This is a genomic window from Lactobacillus sp. WILCCON 0059 (genome assembly GCF_057197985.1).
The window spans coordinates 2,230,256-2,249,726 of record NZ_JBUBHN010000001.1 but is presented as its reverse complement, the minus strand read 5'-3'; the positions used below and the strand labels follow the sequence as shown (position 1 = coordinate 2,249,726).

General features: G+C 47.4%; 12 protein-coding genes. 5 read left to right on the top strand and 7 right to left on the bottom strand.

The features are described from left to right. Nucleotides 1-187: 187 nt before the first annotated feature. The 3 genes from ACYVUT_RS10555 (at nt 188) to ACYVUT_RS10545 (ending at nt 7,251) form a co-directional block, all read left to right on the top strand. On the top strand, nt 188-3,886 hold the full coding sequence (locus ACYVUT_RS10555; protein ID WP_484502021.1) for an LPXTG cell wall anchor domain-containing protein: 3,699 nt from the start codon (nt 188-190) through the stop codon (nt 3,884-3,886). 517 nt (nt 3,887-4,403) lie between these two features. Further along, complete coding sequence (locus ACYVUT_RS10550; RefSeq protein WP_439774988.1) at nt 4,404-5,807, top strand: class II fumarate hydratase; 1,404 nt, start codon at nt 4,404-4,406, stop codon at nt 5,805-5,807. 25 nt (nt 5,808-5,832) lie between these two features. After that, the gene (locus ACYVUT_RS10545) at nt 5,833-7,251 is read left to right on the top strand and encodes a DASS family sodium-coupled anion symporter (RefSeq protein WP_439774987.1); all 1,419 of its coding nucleotides are present in this window, start codon (nt 5,833-5,835) and stop codon (nt 7,249-7,251) included. A gap of 173 nt (nt 7,252-7,424) precedes the next feature. Here ACYVUT_RS10545 and ACYVUT_RS10540 read toward each other — a convergent pair whose 3' ends face one another. The 3 genes from ACYVUT_RS10540 to ACYVUT_RS10530 form a co-directional block, all read right to left on the bottom strand. Then, on the bottom strand, nt 7,425-8,957 hold the full coding sequence (locus ACYVUT_RS10540) for a C69 family dipeptidase (protein WP_484502020.1): 1,533 nt from the start codon (nt 8,955-8,957) through the stop codon (nt 7,425-7,427). A 277-nt stretch (nt 8,958-9,234) separates the two neighbouring features. Next, nucleotides 9,235-10,182: a sugar-binding transcriptional regulator gene (locus tag ACYVUT_RS10535; protein ID WP_484500837.1), complete on the bottom strand. Its 948-nt coding sequence runs from the start codon at nt 10,180-10,182 to the stop codon at nt 9,235-9,237. Nucleotides 10,183-10,351: 169 nt separating this feature from the next. After that, nucleotides 10,352-11,290, bottom strand: a complete 939-nt coding sequence (locus ACYVUT_RS10530) for an aggregation-promoting factor C-terminal-like domain-containing protein (RefSeq protein WP_484500836.1) — start codon at nt 11,288-11,290, stop codon at nt 10,352-10,354. 399 nt (nt 11,291-11,689) lie between these two features. Between ACYVUT_RS10530 and ACYVUT_RS10525 the strand changes: the two genes are divergently transcribed. Then, the gene (locus ACYVUT_RS10525) at nt 11,690-14,221 is read left to right on the top strand and encodes a M1 family metallopeptidase (protein WP_484502019.1); all 2,532 of its coding nucleotides are present in this window, start codon (nt 11,690-11,692) and stop codon (nt 14,219-14,221) included. 138 nt (nt 14,222-14,359) lie between these two features. After that, entirely contained in the window at nt 14,360-15,145 is a 786-nt protein-coding gene (locus ACYVUT_RS10520) for an HNH endonuclease (RefSeq protein ID WP_484500834.1), read from the top strand. Between the two features lie 58 nt (nt 15,146-15,203). Here ACYVUT_RS10520 and ACYVUT_RS10515 read toward each other — a convergent pair whose 3' ends face one another. The 4 genes from ACYVUT_RS10515 to ACYVUT_RS10500 form a co-directional block, all read right to left on the bottom strand. After that, the gene (locus ACYVUT_RS10515; protein WP_484500833.1) at nt 15,204-15,800 is read right to left on the bottom strand and encodes a hypothetical protein; all 597 of its coding nucleotides are present in this window, start codon (nt 15,798-15,800) and stop codon (nt 15,204-15,206) included. A 101-nt stretch (nt 15,801-15,901) separates the two neighbouring features. Beyond that, nucleotides 15,902-16,324 (bottom strand): very short patch repair endonuclease, encoded by a 423-nt coding sequence (locus ACYVUT_RS10510; protein WP_484500832.1) that lies wholly within the window; start codon nt 16,322-16,324, stop codon nt 15,902-15,904. A gap of 28 nt (nt 16,325-16,352) precedes the next feature. Further along, on the bottom strand, nt 16,353-18,203 hold the full coding sequence (locus tag ACYVUT_RS10505; RefSeq protein WP_484500831.1) for a Z1 domain-containing protein: 1,851 nt from the start codon (nt 18,201-18,203) through the stop codon (nt 16,353-16,355). A gap of 16 nt (nt 18,204-18,219) precedes the next feature. After that, a complete protein-coding gene (locus tag ACYVUT_RS10500) occupies nt 18,220-19,410 on the bottom strand; it encodes a restriction endonuclease PLD domain-containing protein (RefSeq protein ID WP_484502018.1) in 1,191 nt (396 codons plus the stop codon). Nucleotides 19,411-19,471: the final 61 nt, after the last annotated feature.

The following is a 19,471-nucleotide window of genomic DNA, read 5'->3' as shown; positions in this document are numbered from 1 at the left end:
TAATTACAGATCCTTTGGGCGAAAATAGTTTAGCAGCTTTATTGCATTTTGATGATATTTTTGTCTTTCTAATAGATAAAAGAATCTTTATTTTTCCGATGCTTCCCGCTTTTCCGGGGATATCTCCATCCTTTATAATTAAATATATATGTGATTTTACTATTTAAGAGCGAAAAGGGGAAAAAACATGAAAGCGAGAAGCGAGACCCGGATCAAGCAGATGGCGGCAGTTGCGGCTGCTGGTATTGGGGCAGTCAGCCTAGGGGCGGTAAACTTACCGCAGCCAGTCAGCGCGGCCACTAATGACGTGCAGGCTAGTTCCAGCCAGGATGACTTGAAGACGGCGCAAGAGAATGTTAAGACGGCTGAAGCAGAAAATACGCAGGCTCAACAGGCAGCAGACCAAGCGCAAAGCGCGGTTGCTGACCAGGAAAGTGCCGTCAATGAGGCGCAAAAGGCCAATGAAGCTGCCCAGGCAGATTTGACCGCGGCTCAAGACGTGCAAGCAGAAGCTGCTAAAACTGCAGAGGCAAACAAGGCCACTCAAGCTGCTGATCAAGCCAATTTAGACCAGGCAAAAGAAGCGCAAACTAAGGCAGGGCAAGCCCTCCAGGACGCGCGGAATAATTCAGCTGCTGCCAGCCAAGCGGCCAGCGAGCAGGCAAAAGAGGTCAGCCAAAAGGAAGAGGCAGCAAAGCAAGCTAAAGAACAGGCAGCTTCCGCCACTCAAGCTCAAGAATCGGCCAAAAGCCAGGCGGTGCAAAAGTCCGCGGTTAAAGACAAGGCTGCTGCTAATCTTAAAAACGCGCAAGACGGCTTAGCTAAGGCGACTGACCAAGCAAACTCAACAAATACTGCTGTAGCGAAGAACGAACAAGATTTGCAAAACGCGAGCGAAGAAGCAAGTACATCTCAAAAGGCCAATGATGATGCGGTAAAGGCCCAGGAAACGGCCAAGGCAGCAGAAGAAGAGGCCCAAAAAGCAGCTGATCAAGCTCAAACTGTCTACGATTCAGCCAAGGCCAATGCTGACCAAAAGACAGCCAACCAAGAAGCAGCTCAAAAGGCTTACGATGATGCCCAAACCGCCAAGACTGCGGCAGAGGCAGAGCAGACCGCGGCCGTCAATGACGAAGCCAAGGCCAAGTCTGCCGTAGACACTGAAGTGGCAACTGAAGTTTTATACAGTGGCGATGTTCTGGATTTAGAGAAGAAGGCCAAGACCGCGCAAGCAGCTTATAACTACCACAAGAATTTGACAGAAGAGCGGCAGAATACTTTTGAGAATACTTATCAAAAGGCTGTAACTGACGCGGAAGCCAATCTTCAAGCCACTAAGACGGCAGAAGGTGACGTCAACAAGATTGTTTTGCCAGACGGCTTTTTAGAGGCGGCTAAGGAATACTATGCTGCTGACGAAAACAGCAAGGCGGCAGCGGCCCAGAAGCTGTACGAAGTTGGGCAAAAGGGCCTGCCAGGCTTCACCTACAACAACCGCTATATTTCCGCGGCCGCTGATGAAGGCCGGAAGGTGGAATTTGTCGACGGTCAGGTGATGAACGCGGATGACGCTAAGGAACTGACTTTGTACGCGGCTTCCCTGATCAATCCGCTGCGCGAGGCCAATGGCCGCCAGGCTTACAAGGTCAGCCAGAATTCAGTGCAATATTCCAGTGACGTAGCAAAAGAATATGATGCCGACCACTGGCTGCTGGGGACTAGAGGCCACGACGTGCTGGCATTAAACAGAGTAGCAATGGACTACAGCAGCCGCGGCATCTATAGCAACAGCGAATCAGAGAATGCGACCAACGGTTTTGTCTGGCTGAATTACACGCAAGATGAAAAGACCAAGAATCTTGCTGAATACACGGCAGTCAGAAACGCAACTACAAATATGCAGGCCTACACTGGCACGATCAGTATGAACAAGCTTAAGCAGGCGATCTATGAGTCAATCTTGGGGTGCCTGGTTGACGACTCCGGGTCAAATTGGGGGCACATGAAGGCGTTCCTTTTTGCCAACCCAACCAGAACGGAATACTTGGGCGTGTCGATCGATCACTACCTGCAGATCCACTTTAACTCAGTCAGCTTCACTAATGACCATTCAACCGAATATGAAGTTCCGGCATTGGGGACAGGGGACCGGCAGAAGGTGATTGACGCAATAACTGATCTGTCTAAAAAAGAAGGCGCGCGGGATCAATACCAGTACATTTACCTGGAACCAGAAAAGAATTATCTAGCTACCGCGACTAGCAATCTAGAGACGGCTAATAGTAATCTGCAGGCGGCAAAAGATAAAGTGGCCGCGGCAGATAAAGCTGTAAAGAAGGCACAAGAAGCCTACGCTGCTGCCCAGGAAACGACGGCAGCTAAGACGGAGGCTTTGACCAAGGCGCAAGATCTGGCTACTAAGGCAGAGACTGCTTTGAACGCGGCCAAGGCAGAAACGGCAGCTGCACAAACGGCATTGACCAGCGCCCAGACCGCTTTGACGGAAAAGCAGGCAGCTTTAAAGGAAAAGACTGAAGCGGCAAGTACGGCAGAAGCAGCAGTAAAGAACACGGCAGAGGCTTTGCAGGCAGCAGAAAGCAAGGTAACGGATTTAACCGCCAAGCTGGAGGCTGCTAAGGCAGAGGCTGAAGAGAGCGCAAAGAATCTGCAAAGCGCGCAAGCTAGTGTTGCCGCGGCTGAAACGGCAGTCGGGGATGCAGAAAAAGCTGCAGCTGACGCAAATGCCGCGGTAGAAGATGCTACGGCAAAAGTGGCCACTGCTAATGCGGCCAGTCAGAAGGCTGAATCTGAATTGGCAACTGCTAAGCAAAAGCTGGCTGACCTGCAGGCAGCAAAGGTTCAAGCAGAGACTGCAGAAACTGCGGCTGCAGAGGCAAAGGCAAATGCTGATGCTCAAGTCAGTGAACTTGCTCTTAAGGCAGAAGAAAGTGCCAAGCTGTCAACTTCCACGGAAAAGGAAGACCAGGCAGTTGAAGACGCTAAGGCTAATGCGGCAAGCGCGCAAGCTGCTTTGACCGCGGCAGAAGCTGATTTGGCGGATAAGAAGGAAACGTTGACGAAAGCCAAGGCAAGAGTGGCCGCAACTCTGCACGCTTTGAACCTGGCAAAGGCCCGCCTGGCTGCTTTGGAAGCAACACAGCCGACGGAACCAACAACTCCAACGGAACCGACGACTCCAACGAAGCCAACGACCCCAACGGAGCCGACTAAGCCAACCGAACCGACGACTCCAACCGAACCAACTCAGCCGACGGAACCGACAACTCCGACAGAACCGACGACCCCAACAGAGCCGACAAAGCCGACTGAACCGACGAGTCCAACGGAGCCAAGCAAGCCGACAGAGCCAACGACTCCGACTGAGCCGACTGAACCGACGAAGCCAACGAGTCCAACGGAACCGACTAAGCCGACGGAACCAACAACTCCAACGGAACCGACTAAGCCAACAGAAGACCCGACTCAGCCAAGTACAGAACCGTCTACTGAGCCAACGACAGAACCGACTACCGAGCCGTCCGAAGAACCATCTACTGAACCAACTGATACTGAAGAACCAGCTGATACAGATGAAGATACCGACGACAGTGACGTTGTAACTGTAGTGAACGCGGATGAAGAGCCAGCAACTAAGTCTGCTGTTAAGACTCCAGCTCCTGTGACTAAGTCAGCTGCTAAGGTACCAGCTGCCCAACCTGTTGCTAAGTCTGCTTCTGCCGCAAAGACTCCAGCCGCGGCTGCAGCTCAGCTCCCGCAAACCGGTGAGAAGGAAGCTAAGCCTGGCATCTTGGCAGGTATCCTGTCTCTGCTGGCCGGAGTTTCTCTCTTTGGCCTTAGCTTTAAGAAAAGAAAGCAAGAAAAGTAAGTCCTGATTTCCTAAAAATCAGTCCATAAACAAAGAGCTCTAGAAGCGTTTAGCAACTTCTGGAGCTCTTTTTTCCCTTGTATTTTTGTTTTTGTACCGGGGGATGTATGACTGAAAAAATCTGCTTTTTCCGCTATGCTCATTTTGCGCATTCTTCTTAAGAGCAATGAAAGCGTATTATTATAAGAAGGAACTGTCTAAATCACTTTTAGCAAATGAACATTTCACAAGTTACATTTTTCATTAACTCCCTGTAAAAAATAGGCCAAAAAATTTTCCCTACGTCAAATTAAATTGCGAAATACTTCTAGCAACCGCTTACTTCAGCTTGAAAACTTTTGCATTTTAAGAATTTTGCCAAAAAATTGTTCAAATTTCAAAAAATAGACAGTCCTTGAAATTCTTTAAAAAACAACAAAAAGTTGTGTCATTTTTAACAAAATTCAAAAAAGCCGTTATATAATGCAAGTAGTTAAGCAAGATTTTTGTAAAAGTTTATTGTAAGGAGATTTGTAAGATGGCAGAACAAGAATACCGTATTGAATCAGACACGATCGGTGAAGTTAAGATTCCTAAGGAAGCTCTCTGGGGCCCGCAAACTGAAAGAAGCCGCAACAACTTCCCATCCGGCGAATTGATGCCATTGGCTATCATCCGTGCTTTCCTGCACTTGAAGAAGGCTGCTGCTGAATCAAACGTTGAAGTTGGCGATGAACCAGCTGAAAAGGGACAAGCAATCGAAGAAGCTATCGACCAATTGCTGGCTCTCAGCGACGAAGACTTGCGCAAGGACTTCCCACTTCACGTATTGCAAACTGGTTCAGGTACTCAAACCAACATGAACGTCAACGAAGTTGTTGCCAACCTGGCCAACAAGCTTCACCCAGGCTTGAACATCCTGCCAAACGATGACGTCAACCGTGGCCAAAGCTCAAACGACACTTACCCAACTGCAATGAACATCGTTGCCGTTGAAGCTGTCGACAAGCTGGAACCAGCTATTCAACACTTGATTGACGAACTTAAGGTAAAGCAAGACAAGTACTGGAAGACTGTCAAGGTTGGCCGCACCCACCTGCAAGACGCTACTCCTTTGACTTTCGGCCAAGAAGTTTCCGGCTACATCTCAGCCTTGAAGCATGACCTGGCCTACATCCAAGAATTGAAGCCAAGCCTTTACGAATTGGCTATCGGTGGTACTGCCGTAGGTACTGGCTTAAACGCAGCACCAGGCATGACTGAAGCAATCGCTGGCAAGCTGTCAGAAGTTTACGGCCACGAATTCAAGGTTGACACCAACAAGTTCTGGGGCCTGGCTCACCACTCAGCTTTGAGCGTAATGCACGGCGCCTTCAAGACTTTGGCCAACGACATGTTCAAGATTGCCCAAGACATCCGCTTCCTGGCTTCTGGCCCACGTGCCGGCTACGGTGAACTGAACATTCCTGCCAACGAACCGGGCTCATCAATCATGCCAGGCAAGGTTAACCCAACCCAAGCTGAAGCCGTAACCATGGCTGTAGCCCGCGTATTGGGCAACGACGTAACCATCAACTTCGCTGCCAGCCAAGGCAACTTCGAAATGAACGTCTTCAAGACTGTCATGATTGCTGCCTTCCTGGAATCAGCTGAAATCCTGGCCGGCACTATCACTGGCTTCGCTGACAAGATGATCCACGGTTTGACTGTCAACGAACAAAGAATGGACGACCTGCTGGAAAACTCCTTGATGACTGTTACTGCTCTGTCACCAAAGATCGGCTACCACGAAGCTGCCGTAATCGCGCAAACTGCTCAACGCGAAGGCACTACCTTGAAGGAAGCTGCCCTCAAGAGCGGCAAGGTGACCGAAGAACAATACGATGAATGGATGGACTACATGGCTATGACCAACATCGACCGGACTAAGCCAGAAGAATAGTCTTTTTCAAAAAGCGGGAGAAAAAATGTTAGCAAAAGTTAATTACAAAGGCTTCATCTGGCCTTTGATCATCGGGATTGGGCTCTTCCTGCTCACTCCTTTGCGTCCGGCAACCATCACCGTTGCCGGCTGGCACATGTTCGCCATCTTCCTTGCGACGATCATTGCCTGCATCACCAAGCCTCTGCCAATCGCCGGGGTATCTATCATCGCCTACGTCATCATCATTGGCCTGGGCCTGGTCCAAATGAAGCCAGCCCTGTCAGCCTTCGCTGACTCAACTCCATGGACCATCGCCATGGCCTACATGATTGCCCGGGGCTTTACCAAGACTGGCTTGGGCCGGCGGATCGCCTTGATCTTTGTCCGGGCCTTCGGTAAAAAGACTTTGGGTCTGGCTTACTCCTTGTCCATGATCGACCTGGTCGTTTCACCAGCCACCCCAAGTAACACTGCCCGGTCTGGTGGGATCGTCCTGCCAATCATTGAATCCTTGTCCGACACCTTCGGTTCCAAGGTTTCTGATGGTACGGAAGACAAGATCGGTTCTTACCTGGTCTTCAACGAATTCCACGCCAACACGATCTCATCCAGCCTCTTCATGACCGCCTCAGCTCCTAACGTGGCCGCGGTTGGTCTGGCAGCAGCTAACGGGGTCAAGATTTCCTGGTTCGGCTGGGTAGCAGCAGCTATCGTGCCAGCCTTGATCTCCTTCATCTTAGTGCCAATCATCATCTACAAGATGTACCCGCCTAAGATCAAGGAAACTCCTAACGCTAAGGAATGGGCTGACGGCCAATTGAAGGAAATGGGCGCCATGAAGGCCTCTGAAAAGGTTATGATGGCTGTCTTCATCCTGGCTCTTGTCTTGTGGATGCTGTCCAGCTTCATCGGCCTGGACGCTACCTGGGTAGCCTTCCTGGCAACCGCGCTTCTGCTGGTAACCGGGGTTTTGACTACCAAGGACATGCTGAGCGAAACTGGTGCCTGGAACGTTGTCGTTTGGTTCTCAATCCTGATCTTTATGGCCAACCAACTGAGCCTTAAGGGTGGCGTGATTCCGTGGCTGCAGGCTTCAATCAAGTCTGTTATCGGCGGTATGTCACCAGTTCTGGTCATGGCTATCCTGGTTCTGGTTTACTTCTACAGCCACTACCTCTTTGCCTCCGGCACGGCTCACGTTGTTGCCATGTACGCTCCGCTGCTCTTGATTGCCAAGAGTGCCGGCGTACCGGTAATGTTCGCGGCTATCATGCTGGGGATGACTGGGGCGATCTTCCAGTCAACCACCCACTACTCATGTGGGCCGGCAACCGCCCTCTTTGCCCCAGGCTATGTCAAGCAGACTGACTGGTGGAAGATGTGCTTCGTTTTGGGTCTCTTCTACCTGGTAGTCTACGGCGGCATCGGCGGCTTGTGGATGAAGCTGATCGGCCTGTGGTAAAAGTTTAAAAGCAAGTTTGAAAAGTACTTGTAAGTAAAGTAAAAGTTTGTAAGTGAAAAGGCAGCTCCAGAATGGAGCTGCCTTTTTCGTGCGGTTTAAAATATCGATGTTGCTATTTTTACTTGTTAAAATGCTTCTTGTTTACAGTTACTATGGAGATTACGGCAATAAAATTACTTGTTGAAAGTGAGCCTGGACTTGGTCATTGGCGCCAGCTTGTTGGAGTGGACGATCAGGCTCTTGTTCATGGTCTGCCACTTGCCTTGCGCGTAGTCAGCGTTCTTCTGGTTCTGTTCAGTCAAGTAGGCCGTCAGCTTGTCACCGGACAAAGTCTTGGCTGTCTTGTCGCTTTGGGCCAGGTTGGCCGCCAGCTGTTTAGTTACGGCCTTCTTGGTTGGATTAACGTCCTTGTAGATCAGGTCCGTCTTCTTGCCAGTTGCGCTGTCGATAAACTTCTTGTGCTTGTAAGCTTCAACCACCATGGCCGTGGTCTTGTAAGTCCAGTAGGCAGACTTGGTATTAGTCGGGTCTTGGTAGTCGCCATCAACCTTGTACTGGCTTGGCGTGTCGCTGATGTTGGTGTAGAAAGGCAGGTAGACGCTGGTCGCCGGGGAGGCCATGGCCAGCCACTGGATAGCAGCGTATTCCTTAGGTACATTGTTTCTGATCTGCAGGATATGGGATTCCACGTCAGTTGGCACGTTGATCGGCCGGTAACCGCCCTTCCACTTGCCGTAGCTGGAGTACTTGGTTCCCGTAAAGTGGGAGGAAAGTACCTGGCCAACCTTGCCTGGGCTGACCTTCTTGTCCGGCTTAAGGAAGAGGGTGTAGGACTTCTTGGTAATTGACTGCTTCTTGCTTGGGGTCAAGATTCTCTGCCCGTCCCACATTCTCGGCCGGTTGTAGACGGCATCGGTCTTGTCGTTGGTACCAAAAGCCTTGGCGTAGTTGACCGTGCCTTTTGCATAGCCGGCCAGCTTGATCTTCTTGTTCTTGGACCAGGCCTTGACCTTCTTGACCAGGTTGCTTGAAGCCATGTAGTTCTTAGAGTCCTTGAGGTTGAGCTTGCCAATCACCATTTGGTTAGGGATGACCGCGTACTTGTTGTCTGGAACTCTGACGGCTGCCCAGGTGTGGCCGGAGCCAATTTCCATGTACCAGATTTCATTCTTGTCGCTGAAGATGACCCCGTTGTTTTCGGCGCTGCCTTGCTTTTCAACGATCTGGCCCAGGCGCTGGACGCCTTCCTTAGCAGAGTGGATGTAAGGCAGGACCACGTCCAGCATGGAGGCTTCGGAGATCCCGTTCTTGACCAGTTTGTCAGCTTTCAGCCCCTTCTTGTTGGTCGTAGCTGATTCCGTAGCACTCATGGCCACGTTTTCGCTGTTGATCCCGCTCTCGCCAAAAATCCACTGGCCATTTTCCTGCTCGCCGTCTGGCGTGCTGGTATAGCGCAGGGCCGTCTTTGGCAGGCTGGTCTTGAAGCCGTTGTCTTCAGAAACATAAGTGGTCGGGCCATTGCTGGTTGCCTGGTGAACATAGAAGTGCTTGGACCAGGCGCCCACGTCTTCATTGCGGGCGACCAGGGTTGATCCGTCGGTCGTGGCCTTCTTGCCAACTACTACAGTCGTGCAGGCCTTGACAGGCGAGGCGGTAAAAGCAGCTGCCAGGCCCAGGGCACCAGCAGCCAAAATAAACTTACGCATGATATTTCCCCCTATCAAACATAATCCTATCAATCACACAGCAGCGCTTGTTAGCGCTTACCAAAAGAAATCATAAGCCTTTTGCCATTAAATTACAACCCTATACGAAAAGCTAAGCTGCTTTATTAAGAAGCAACTGGGCAGGAAATTATTAGAAAATGAGAAAGACTTTTACATGCAAAATAGGGGACAGCTAGATTATACCGGTTGAAAAAAGGACCGGCTCTTTTTCGGAGCTGGTCCTTTTGCCTGCTAAGCAGTGGAAATAATTAATTTTTTACCGGCTGCCTTCTTCTTGCAGCTGCAGGACCCGGTCAGCGATGCTTTCGCTGGTGACCAGGTGGGTGATGATGCCGGACTTGAGGGCGCCCAGGAGGGCTTCAGACTTGAAGCGGTCGTTGACCACGACGAAGCGGACGGGGGTCTTGACGATCTGCTGGTCGGAAATGCCGATGATCTTGTCAGTAATTGAGCTGAAGAAGTGGCCATCATGGTCGTATGGCCGGCCGAAGATCATGCCGGAAATGTTCTTTTGGTGGATGTTCTTAAAGAGGAGGCTTTCGTATTTTTCATGCAGGAAGCTTTCTTCTTCAAAAGCCTGCAAGGTGCCCAGGCTGGCCACCAGGAGGTCCATATTGTCATAGAGCTCATCCAGCTTCTCGTAAAAAGGCTCCTTCTTGATCAAGTTGACCAGATCGGGATTGGAGGAGTAAAGGGGAGCTGGCAGGGCGCGGAAGTGGCCCCCGCATTGGGCAGCAGCGACGCTTTCCAGCGGATTCTTGCGCCCGCTGCCCTGGAGGGGATAGCCAACCAGCTGGACGAAAGTCAGGTCATCATTTTTGACATCCGTAAAGGAGTTGATGATGTCGAGCATGGTCGTCCCCCAGGTGATGCCGACGTTTTTGCTGGACTGCATGTAGCTCTGGATCTGTTCAGCCGCGAAGCTGACGATCTTTTCGCTGTCCTGGTTCTTGGTCTCCAGCTTCTTTAAGATAAAGGCTTCCTTGAGGCCAAACTGTTGGCGAAAGGTCTTTTCCAGGCCGGGATTCCGCTTGGCTCCTTCCTTGATATTGATCTGGACGATGCCGGTCTTTTCCGCGTCGTTCAAAGCTTTGTCAATAAGGTAGCGGGACAGGTTGTACTTGGCGGAAATTTCGGCGATGTTGAGTTTGCTGATGTAGTAGTCGTGTGCGATGTTTGCAAGCTGGTCGTTGCTGAGCTGCATGATTTCCTCCCAATTTTAGACATTTCAAAGACTATTTAAATATTGTAAAGCAAAAGGTCACTTTTGTAAAATAAGTAAAAAGGTATCACTTTTTGAAAAAGACAAAAAGCTAAAAAAGAGCAAAAAAGAAGGGGGAATCAAGCGATTCCTCCTTCGTCATTGTCTGATTTTAGTACCAGTTGTGAGCCAGCCAGAATCTCTTGGCGTTGACCCATGAGCCGTAACGGCCGTATACGTAGCGGTCAGCAGTCCGTTCTTGATTTGCCTTGGACAGGTTGCCGCCCAGGTAGGAGATCAAGAGTTGGTAGCGGCCGTAACAGTTGCCGTTTCTGGCAGTGTAGGAACCGCCTGATTCCCGCATAGCGATCCAGTACTTGGCTGCCTTTTCAGCTGACTTCTTAGCAGCCTTCTTCTTTGCGGCAGCTTTCTTCTTGGCAGCGGCCTTTCTCTTAGCGGCGGCTTTCTTAGCAGCAGCCTTTTTAGCAGCAGCAGCTTTCTTGGCAGCCTTCTTAGCGGCAGCAGCGGCCTTCTTGGCAGCAGCTTCAGCAGCCTTCTTAGCCGCGTCGTCTTGCTGGTCAGTTGAGCTTTGGCTTGAAGCTGAACTTTGGTCAGAGGCTTGGCTTTGGTCAGCGCTGGCAGTTACAGCTGCGGTAGCAGACTTAGTGGTCTTCTTGGCAGCCTTCTTAGCTTTCTTAGTTGCCTTCTTCTTAGTAGTCTTCTTAGCAACCTTCTTGGTAGACTTCTTCTTTGAAGTCTTCTTGGTCTTCTTAACAGCCTTCTTCTTGCTCTTCTTAGTAGTCTTCTTGGCCTTCTTAGTGGTCTTCTTGGCCTTCTTAGTGGTCTTCTTTACCGTGTTAGTAGAAGTAGAAGTGCTTGAGCTGGTTGAGCTTGCTGAAGCAGCAGTAGCTGAGCTTTGATTGGCAGCGCTAGACTGGCTTGCGGCCTGGTCTTGGCTGGCTTGCTTGTCTTGACTAGTTGCAGTTGCTGACTGTTGGGTAGAATTTGCGTCATTGGTTGCCGCTGAAACGTTAGCGGCGGGAGCAACCACGAGGGCAGCTGCAAAAGCAGTTGCTGATAAAACTTTCTTGAAATTACGTTTGAACTTCATATGGTAGAAACTCCTCACTTGCTTCTCTTAAAAACTAAGTCTATGCTACTAAAGGAATATTACAGGAACGTTACAAAACGACCACAGCTCGTTAACAATCCGGTAAAATGAACAATTTTTTGGCAAAAATGTCATAAAAAAGCAGAAAAGAGGGCCAAAATTATCATTTTAAGCGCTTTAAATTAGTTGAACGAATAAGTAACATTAGTAACAATTGTCAAGAGAATGACATAAAGTGGAATTTACTTCAAACTATTATTTCAAAAATGGAATTAATTGTTAGGGCAAAATCCAGATATTTTGCATTAAAGCGGCTTTATTTCGGCTTTTTTGCTAGAATAGAGAAGTGTGAATACAAAATATCGCGGGAAAATCTGCCGCGGATTATAGGAGGAAACAATGGCTGTTAAGCGCTTTTACGAAACATTCCATCCAGATCACTACGATCTGTACATCGACGTTGACCGGGCAGCAAGATCTTTCTCAGGGACTTCCACCATCCATGGTGAAATCCAGGAAGAAACTGTCTTGGTCCACCAAAAGTACATGACCATCAGCAAGGTCACGGTTGACGGCAAGGAAGTGCCGTTCACCTTCGGCGACGACTTTGAAGGCATCAAGATCGAAGCCGGCAAGACCGGGGAAGCGGTCATTGCGATCGACTACTCAGCTCCATTGACTGACACCATGATGGGGATCTACCCGTCCTACTACCAAGTTGACGGCGTCAAGAAGGAACTGATCGGGACCCAGTTTGAAACTACTTTTGCCCGGGAAGCCTTCCCATGTGTCGACGAACCAGAAGCTAAGGCAACCTTCTCCCTGGCCCTTAAGTTCGACGAACACGAAGGCGAAACTGTTTTGGCCAACATGCCGGAAGACCGGGTAGAAAACGGCGTTCACTACTTTAAGGAAACTGTCCGCATGTCCAGCTACCTGGTTGCTTTTGCCTTTGGTGAAATGCGGTCATTGACCACCCACACCAAGAGCGGGGTTTTGATCGGGGTTTACTCAACTCAAGCCCACACTGAAAAGGAACTGACCTTCTCATTGGACATTGCCAAGCGGGCAATTGAATTTTACGAAGACTTTTACCAAACTCCATATCCGTTGCCGCAATCACTGCAGCTGGCCCTGCCTGACTTCTCAGCCGGCGCCATGGAAAACTGGGGTCTGGTAACCTACCGGGAAGCCTACCTGCTTTTGGACCCAGACAACACCACTTTGGAAATGAAGAAGCTGGTTGCGACTGTGGTGACCCACGAACTGGCCCACCAATGGTTCGGCGACCTGGTAACCATGGAATGGTGGGACAACCTCTGGCTGAACGAAAGTTTCGCCAACATGATGGAATACCTGTCAGTTGACCACCTGGAACCTAACTGGCACATCTGGGAAATGTTCCAGACTTCTGAAGCAGCGGCTGCCTTGACCCGGGATGCGACCGACGGGGTACAGTCAGTGCACGTGGAAGTCAACGACCCGGCTGAAATCGACGCGCTCTTTGACGGGGCGATCGTTTACGCCAAGGGTTCAAGAATGCTGGTCATGGTCCGGTCACTTTTGGGCGACGAAGCTTTGAGAAAGGGCCTTAAGCGCTACTTTGACGAGCACAAGTTTGGCAACGCGGCAGGTGACGACCTCTGGGATGCCTTGTCAACGGCTACTGACTTGAACATTGGGGAAATCATGCACACTTGGCTGGACCAGCCAGGCTACCCAGTGGTGAATGCTTTTGTTGAGGACGGCCACTTGAAGCTGACTCAGAAGCAATTCTTCATCGGCGAAGGCAAGGAGGTCGGCCGCAAGTGGGAAATTCCGCTTAACGCCAACTTCAAGGCACCAAAGATCATGTCCGATGTTGAACTTGACCTGGGCGACTACCAAGCTCTTCGTGCAGAAGCCGGTCACGCTCTGCGCTTGAACGTGGGCAACAACTCTCACTTCATCGTGAAGTACGACCAGACTTTGATGGACGACATCATGAAGGAAGCCAAGGACTTGGGCCCAGTTTCCCAATTGCAATTGCTGCAAGACCTGCGGCTTTTGGCAGAAGGCAAGCAGGCTTCATATGCTGACGTGGTACCAGTTCTGGAACTCTTCAAGAACTCAGAAAGCCACATTGTTAACGACGCCTTGTACACGACTGCTGCTAAGCTGCGGCAATTTGCCCCAGCCGGCAGCGAAGCTGACAAGAACCTGCGGGCTTTGTACAACGACTTGTCCAAGGACCAAGTTGCCCGTTTGGGCTGGCTGCCTAAGGCAGGGGAAAGCGATGAAGACATCCAGACCCGGCCATACGTTTTGTCCGCAAGTCTTTACGGCCGCAACGCTGATTCAGAAAAGCAAGCCCACGAAATCTACGTGGAATACGCTGATAAGCTGGCAGAATTGTCCGCAGACATCCGGGCTTACGTTTTGATCAACGAAGTTGAAAACTACGGGTCAAGCGAATTGACTGACAAGCTGATTGGTTTGTACCAAGCAACCAGCGACCCATCATTCAAGATGGACCTGGAAGCCGCAATCGTGAAGAGCAAGGACGAAGGCGAACTGAAGAAGATTGTTTCCTGGTTCGAAAATGCTGAAATCGTTAAGCCGCAGGACCTGCGCGGCTGGTTTAACGGCGTCTTGTCCAACCCGGCAGGTGAACAGCTGGCTTGGAACTGGATCAGAGACGAATGGGCATGGATGGAAAAGACGGTCGGCGGCGACATGGAATTCGCTACCTTCATCACTGTCATCTCCCGCGTCTTCAAGACTCAGGAACGTTACGACGAATACAACGCCTTCTTTACTGACAAGGAAAGCGACATGCTGCTGAACCGGGAAATCAAGATGGACCGGAAGGTCATCGCTACTCGGGTAGACTTGATTGCCAGTGAACAAGCTGACGTCAACGCCGCGGTTGCTGCTGCTTTGCAAAAGTAATTAAATAGAGCATAGAAAAACTGTTTCCGGTGAGAGCTGGAAACAGTTTTTGTATGTATTGTTTTGACAAACTTGTCTTTTTTTGTGTTATCCTGAAAGCGATAAATCTATTTTGGCAAAAAAGCTAGGGGTTTAGTTATGCCTAATAATAGGGGAAAACGCTGGACGGAAGAAGAGACAACGCTGGCGTATGCTTTATATTGTGAGATACCATTTGGTCAGATAACTGGCAGGAATCCAAAAGTTATTAAGCTTGCACAGCTGCTTGGAAGAACGCCAGGCTCAGTGGGGATGAAAATGTGTAATCTTGCCCGTTTTGACCCAGAGTTACAAAAAAGGAATGTTGGCGGTTTAAAAAACGGCAGCAAGATGGATGAGATTGTGTATAGGAAGTATGAATCAAATCTTGAAGAACTTGCTTATCAAGTCCAGTTGATCAAAGAAAGTCTTTCAACTGGGGAAATACACGAACCAAAGTACTACAATCAAGAACCAGTCAACATGCCAGAGGGAAGGGACAAAGTACGGGAAGTAAAGACCAGAGTTGGCCAGGATGCTTTTCGGAGAGTTGTTCTTAGCTCTTATCATAACAAGTGTTGCATAACCGGCATTAACAACTCAGAATTGCTTGTAGCCAGTCACATTAAACCATGGAGCGTAAGTGATGCCGCAACTGAGAAAACTAATCCCAGAAATGGCTTATGCTTAAATTCATTGCATGATAAGGCCTTTGACTGCGGACTGATTACTATTGACAAAGGACTTCATGTGATAATTTCTGATAATCTCGCAAAAACTGACATGGATAACAATACTCGCGAGTGGTTGAAGAGTTACGATCATCGTCAAATAGCTCTTCCAGAGAAATTTATTCCTTCAGTAGAATTTATCGAATACCACAACGACGTTATATTCCAAGGATAGCAAGTTGGACATGGAAAAAGACTACAGTTCTCGTAAAGGAGCTGTAGTCTTTTAGCTTCTATTTGAATGAAAGGTGTTTGTAATCAGGAGTAGATTTATTTTTGTATTGCTTAGCTAAGGCCTTAGTAGGATAGTAGTTTGCCCAAGTATAGACGTTGGTAAACACTAAAATATTAACCTTCTTGCCATTAATTTTCCGAGTGATGTGTCTAAATGATGGAAAATTTTCGCCAAGTCCATACCAGCCTGACAAGCATAAGTAAGTTCCGTTAGTATGGTTTTTGATGATAAGGCCACGTTTTGCCCACTCACCTGCGACCCAATGCTTAGATGCTTTTTCGATGGCTCTGTTCTCATTTTTTTGTTTCTTTGTGAGCTTATCACCATAGTGGTAGTTAGGGTAGCCTTTACGAGCATAAATGCGCATATTAGTACCCAAGCTACCAGAATAGGTATATTTGGTAAAGACAACTGGCTTTTTTCCATCACGGCCAACATCATAACTATACCATTTGCCTCGTAGGTTCTTAGGTACAACGATCTGTTTTCCTCGACCGTATTTTGCAGCAGAAACGGCTTGGTTATTGAAACTGATAACGGCAATCAGTCCTAGCATAGCGACTAAAATCGCTAATGCTTTTTGGAATTTCTTCATTCTCTTTTACCTCATAATTGCGTGAAAACTATGTTCACTGATTATGATACAACTATATGTTAGGAGAAAGAAGAGATTTTTTGATCATCTTGAACAATAATTCATTCATCACTGCGAGTGTACAACATGATCAATTCTGCGTAGTATTCTGGATTTTTGAGCACTTGTTTGGACCAAAACCGCAATACGGTCCATCCCATTTCTTTGAGCTTTGCATTGACTTCTTGGTCCCGTTTCATGTTGCGCTCAATTTTAGGAATCCAGTAGTCACGATTGCTCTTTATATGCTTTTTGTAGTTTTCCCAATCATAGCCATGCCAGAATTCGCCATCGATAAATACTGCGACTTTATATTTGGTAAGTGCAATGTCTGGCTTTCCCGGAAGATCTTTATAGTTCTTTCGATAATGAATGCCATTCTTCCAAAGAATTTTGCGAATAATAACTTCGTCCTTGCCTTCGGTAGAATGAACCTTTGACATTCGTTTGCTGGTCCTAGGGTTGGTCTTAAATTCATACGCCATAGGCTATACCTGCCCCATTCTTGAGAAACTAGTCAATCATATAAATGTTGCTAGTGCCAGGAAGTTTGATGTTTGGCACCCAGAGCTTCTTACCTTCAGGCCAATTCAATTCGGGATTGTCGCCATTTACTTGATAGAGCGTTAAGACAAACTTGTCGGTAAATGCATTTGTAGCAGCCCAGTCATTTGGTGACAGTAAGGCCCGCATGCCATAGGTAATGTTACGGTCTCGTCGTACCATAAGCATGCCTGTAGCAAGTGGAGTTTTGTGCATTTCAGATTGAATCATGCTCTTGTATCCAGCAAAATTGAAGTTGTCATCTTCAAATTTGTCTAAAATCTTGATAATCAGCTGAAGAGGAACTGCTTGAGGTGCTTCAGTTCCATCAAACTTTTCCACCATTTTGGAAATCTCATCAAAAGTATTGTTGTGAGGATTTGATGGGAAGTGGTTACTGTTACCTGGAAGAATGTTAAGCAAAGATTTGTCTAACACATTTTCACGTGTTGGATTTAATCCGTCAGGATAGCTGATAGTAATTTTTTCTCCTTTGCGGGCTTGCTCAACGATTGCGTTGTTTGTCTCATTGATTTCAGAGAACAGGTTGTACAGCTCATGAGTAATAAAGAGACTGATAAGCCCCTTATCGCGATCATACCCAAACATTCTGTTGTGTTGCCACATTGTGTCTGCTTGTGGGTGTTTGCTCGTGCGTGCGTAATAGAAAGTATGTAGCTGACTAAACGTTACGCCACGACCAAGATTGGTACCACCAACTACGAAATTACACCCGCGTTCATAGTCTTCACTTGTATCAGCGCTTGAACCGTTTAATTTAACAATATTGAATTCCTTCTTGCTCAAGATTTTTTGAACGAGCTGATAGATATCTTCAAAAGACTGCTTTGGATCTTTTACAGGAGCAAGCGTGTCATATTCCTTCTTCATCTCATCCTTTAGCTTAGGATCATCGGATGATTCAGAAAGCTCGTCAAGTACATTGCTGATTTCCCTTGCCGTTCTGTTGTGTTCTGACTGCAAGCGGCTTGTATGAATTAAGCAATTAGACACTTCATGACCTGTTAGGAAGAGTTGTGCCGTTACAACTAAATGTCGAATGACTACATCACGAGCTAAGTTTGAAGTAGATTCGCTGTTAATGAAGCGCACAAAATCTGGTGTTTTGTCTTTCGGAAAGAAGAAGTTGCCGCCAAGATAAGCATCTCCTGGTTCGAAGTAGTCTACGAAAAGGGGGTGCCAGCCGGAGATGCTTGATTGCAATAACAAGGATTGAGGAGTACCAGTCATTTGCAAGTAGATGCTACTTTGAGCTGTATCAATAATATCTTGGAGATATTTATTGATAGATGACACTTTGTCTTGGTTGACCTTGGTGTTCAAAGATGCTGCGTCTGCTTCATCGTCAATGATAAATAGCGGATTCCCTAAAAGCATGTTTGTATTTCTGAATCTATTTGCCCATGCTTTAAGAACTCGGTAATTCTTTTTAACAACAACTACTACGGGTTTATCACCGTGGTTCCTAAATTTTTGTTCTTCATTTTCGTTGCATACTACGAAATCCGTCAGGTCGTTCTTTGCACGGTCATAGGTTTGCTCTTGAAGAGTAGTATTGTCAGTAGTCAGAAACAGAAAGAAGGGAAATCCGAGGTCAACGGCTTCACACATTACGCCAAAAACATGTCCAGTCTTCCCAGATTGAATGTTGCCAAATAGGAGTCCCATTTGATGTGACGCATAGTCAAATTGTGACAGTCGTTTTTCTCCTACTTGCTTTGCGGTCTTTTCAATCGAATCAGCAAAGCCAGTCTTTCCTTCATTTTTGATTTTATCTATATAGTTATCTAAGTAGCCCATCAATTACTTCCTTAAGCTAATCACAAAAGTGGATCGTCCAAACATCTAACGGCTCTTCTATCCAGTGTTTCTTATCCAGGCGGTTATTTTCATTTCGTTTGAAGACTTTGCCAAGTCTTTTCTCATTGGTCTTGTGCAATTCGAGTGTCGTCATGTGAGATTGTTTGAGCATCTCCTCAGTTACCATACCAAGTCGATCTGGATCGTCATCTTTATTGTCAAAAGGCGTTAGTAATCCAGATGCAACTAAGCGACCTTTGATCCATCTCCCAAAGATACGGTCATTGCCGTATGCCGTCAACTGTTTGTTATTTTGAGCAGTGGTATGTGCTTCAAACATGTATCCATCATCAGTTACCAAGAAAAACGGCTTGTCCTTTGGGTAATCAGGTTCACGGGTAATATTTACGCTAACAGTAATTTGGGTTTCGAACCAGTTTCGTGGAGTAACTTTACCGTTCTTGCCTTTTCTGCCGTTTCCGTAGCACACATTGATATTTGAACTTGCGAAGTCTTTTCTATCCGTACTGAAGCGATTTGCATACTTTGGAGCCTTGATTGGGATGTGAAACGAAATATCGTTCTCTTTCTCGTTGAAGTGTTGAACTGATGATTCAGTTAATTCAGATACATCTTCGATATTAGTCAATAAGTCGTTTCTTTCGTGAACAGTCTTGATCTCATCAATTTTCTCTACAGTGATACAACATTTCTCTAGCAAATTGGCAATAAACTCAGATAGCTCTTGATTCTCTGCGATGTCTTCATTTGTTTTGGAGAGTTCATATTGACGTAAGGTACGGCCGGTTGGATTTAAGGCACCTAAGTTTGCAGATCCTAGAATACTGAGAAACGGTTTGCCATCTTTCCAGAAGATGTACAGCTTGCCGTGATATTCCATACTTCTGACAATGTATAAGTCACCAATTCCACTGGCTTGCCACTTTTTGTGAAGACGAATTATTTCATTGCGAATGCTGCTGGGCATTCCATCAACGGAATACATTCCGCAAATCAGCTTAACGTCTTTAATATTATATTTTTCTACAAGTTCATCGACTTTTTGGAGCCCTTTTACAGAAACATAACCTACTGCAATCTCAAGCTTATCAGATTGTGCAAGAGATTCTTCAAATTGTTCTGATATTACCTTCTTGCCACTCGGTATTATCAACGGACGAACATCAGTATACAAAATTGACATCATTTATACCTCATTTCTAAGAAATCGAAACTATATTCCTATTAGTTTCTTGTTTAATTAAATT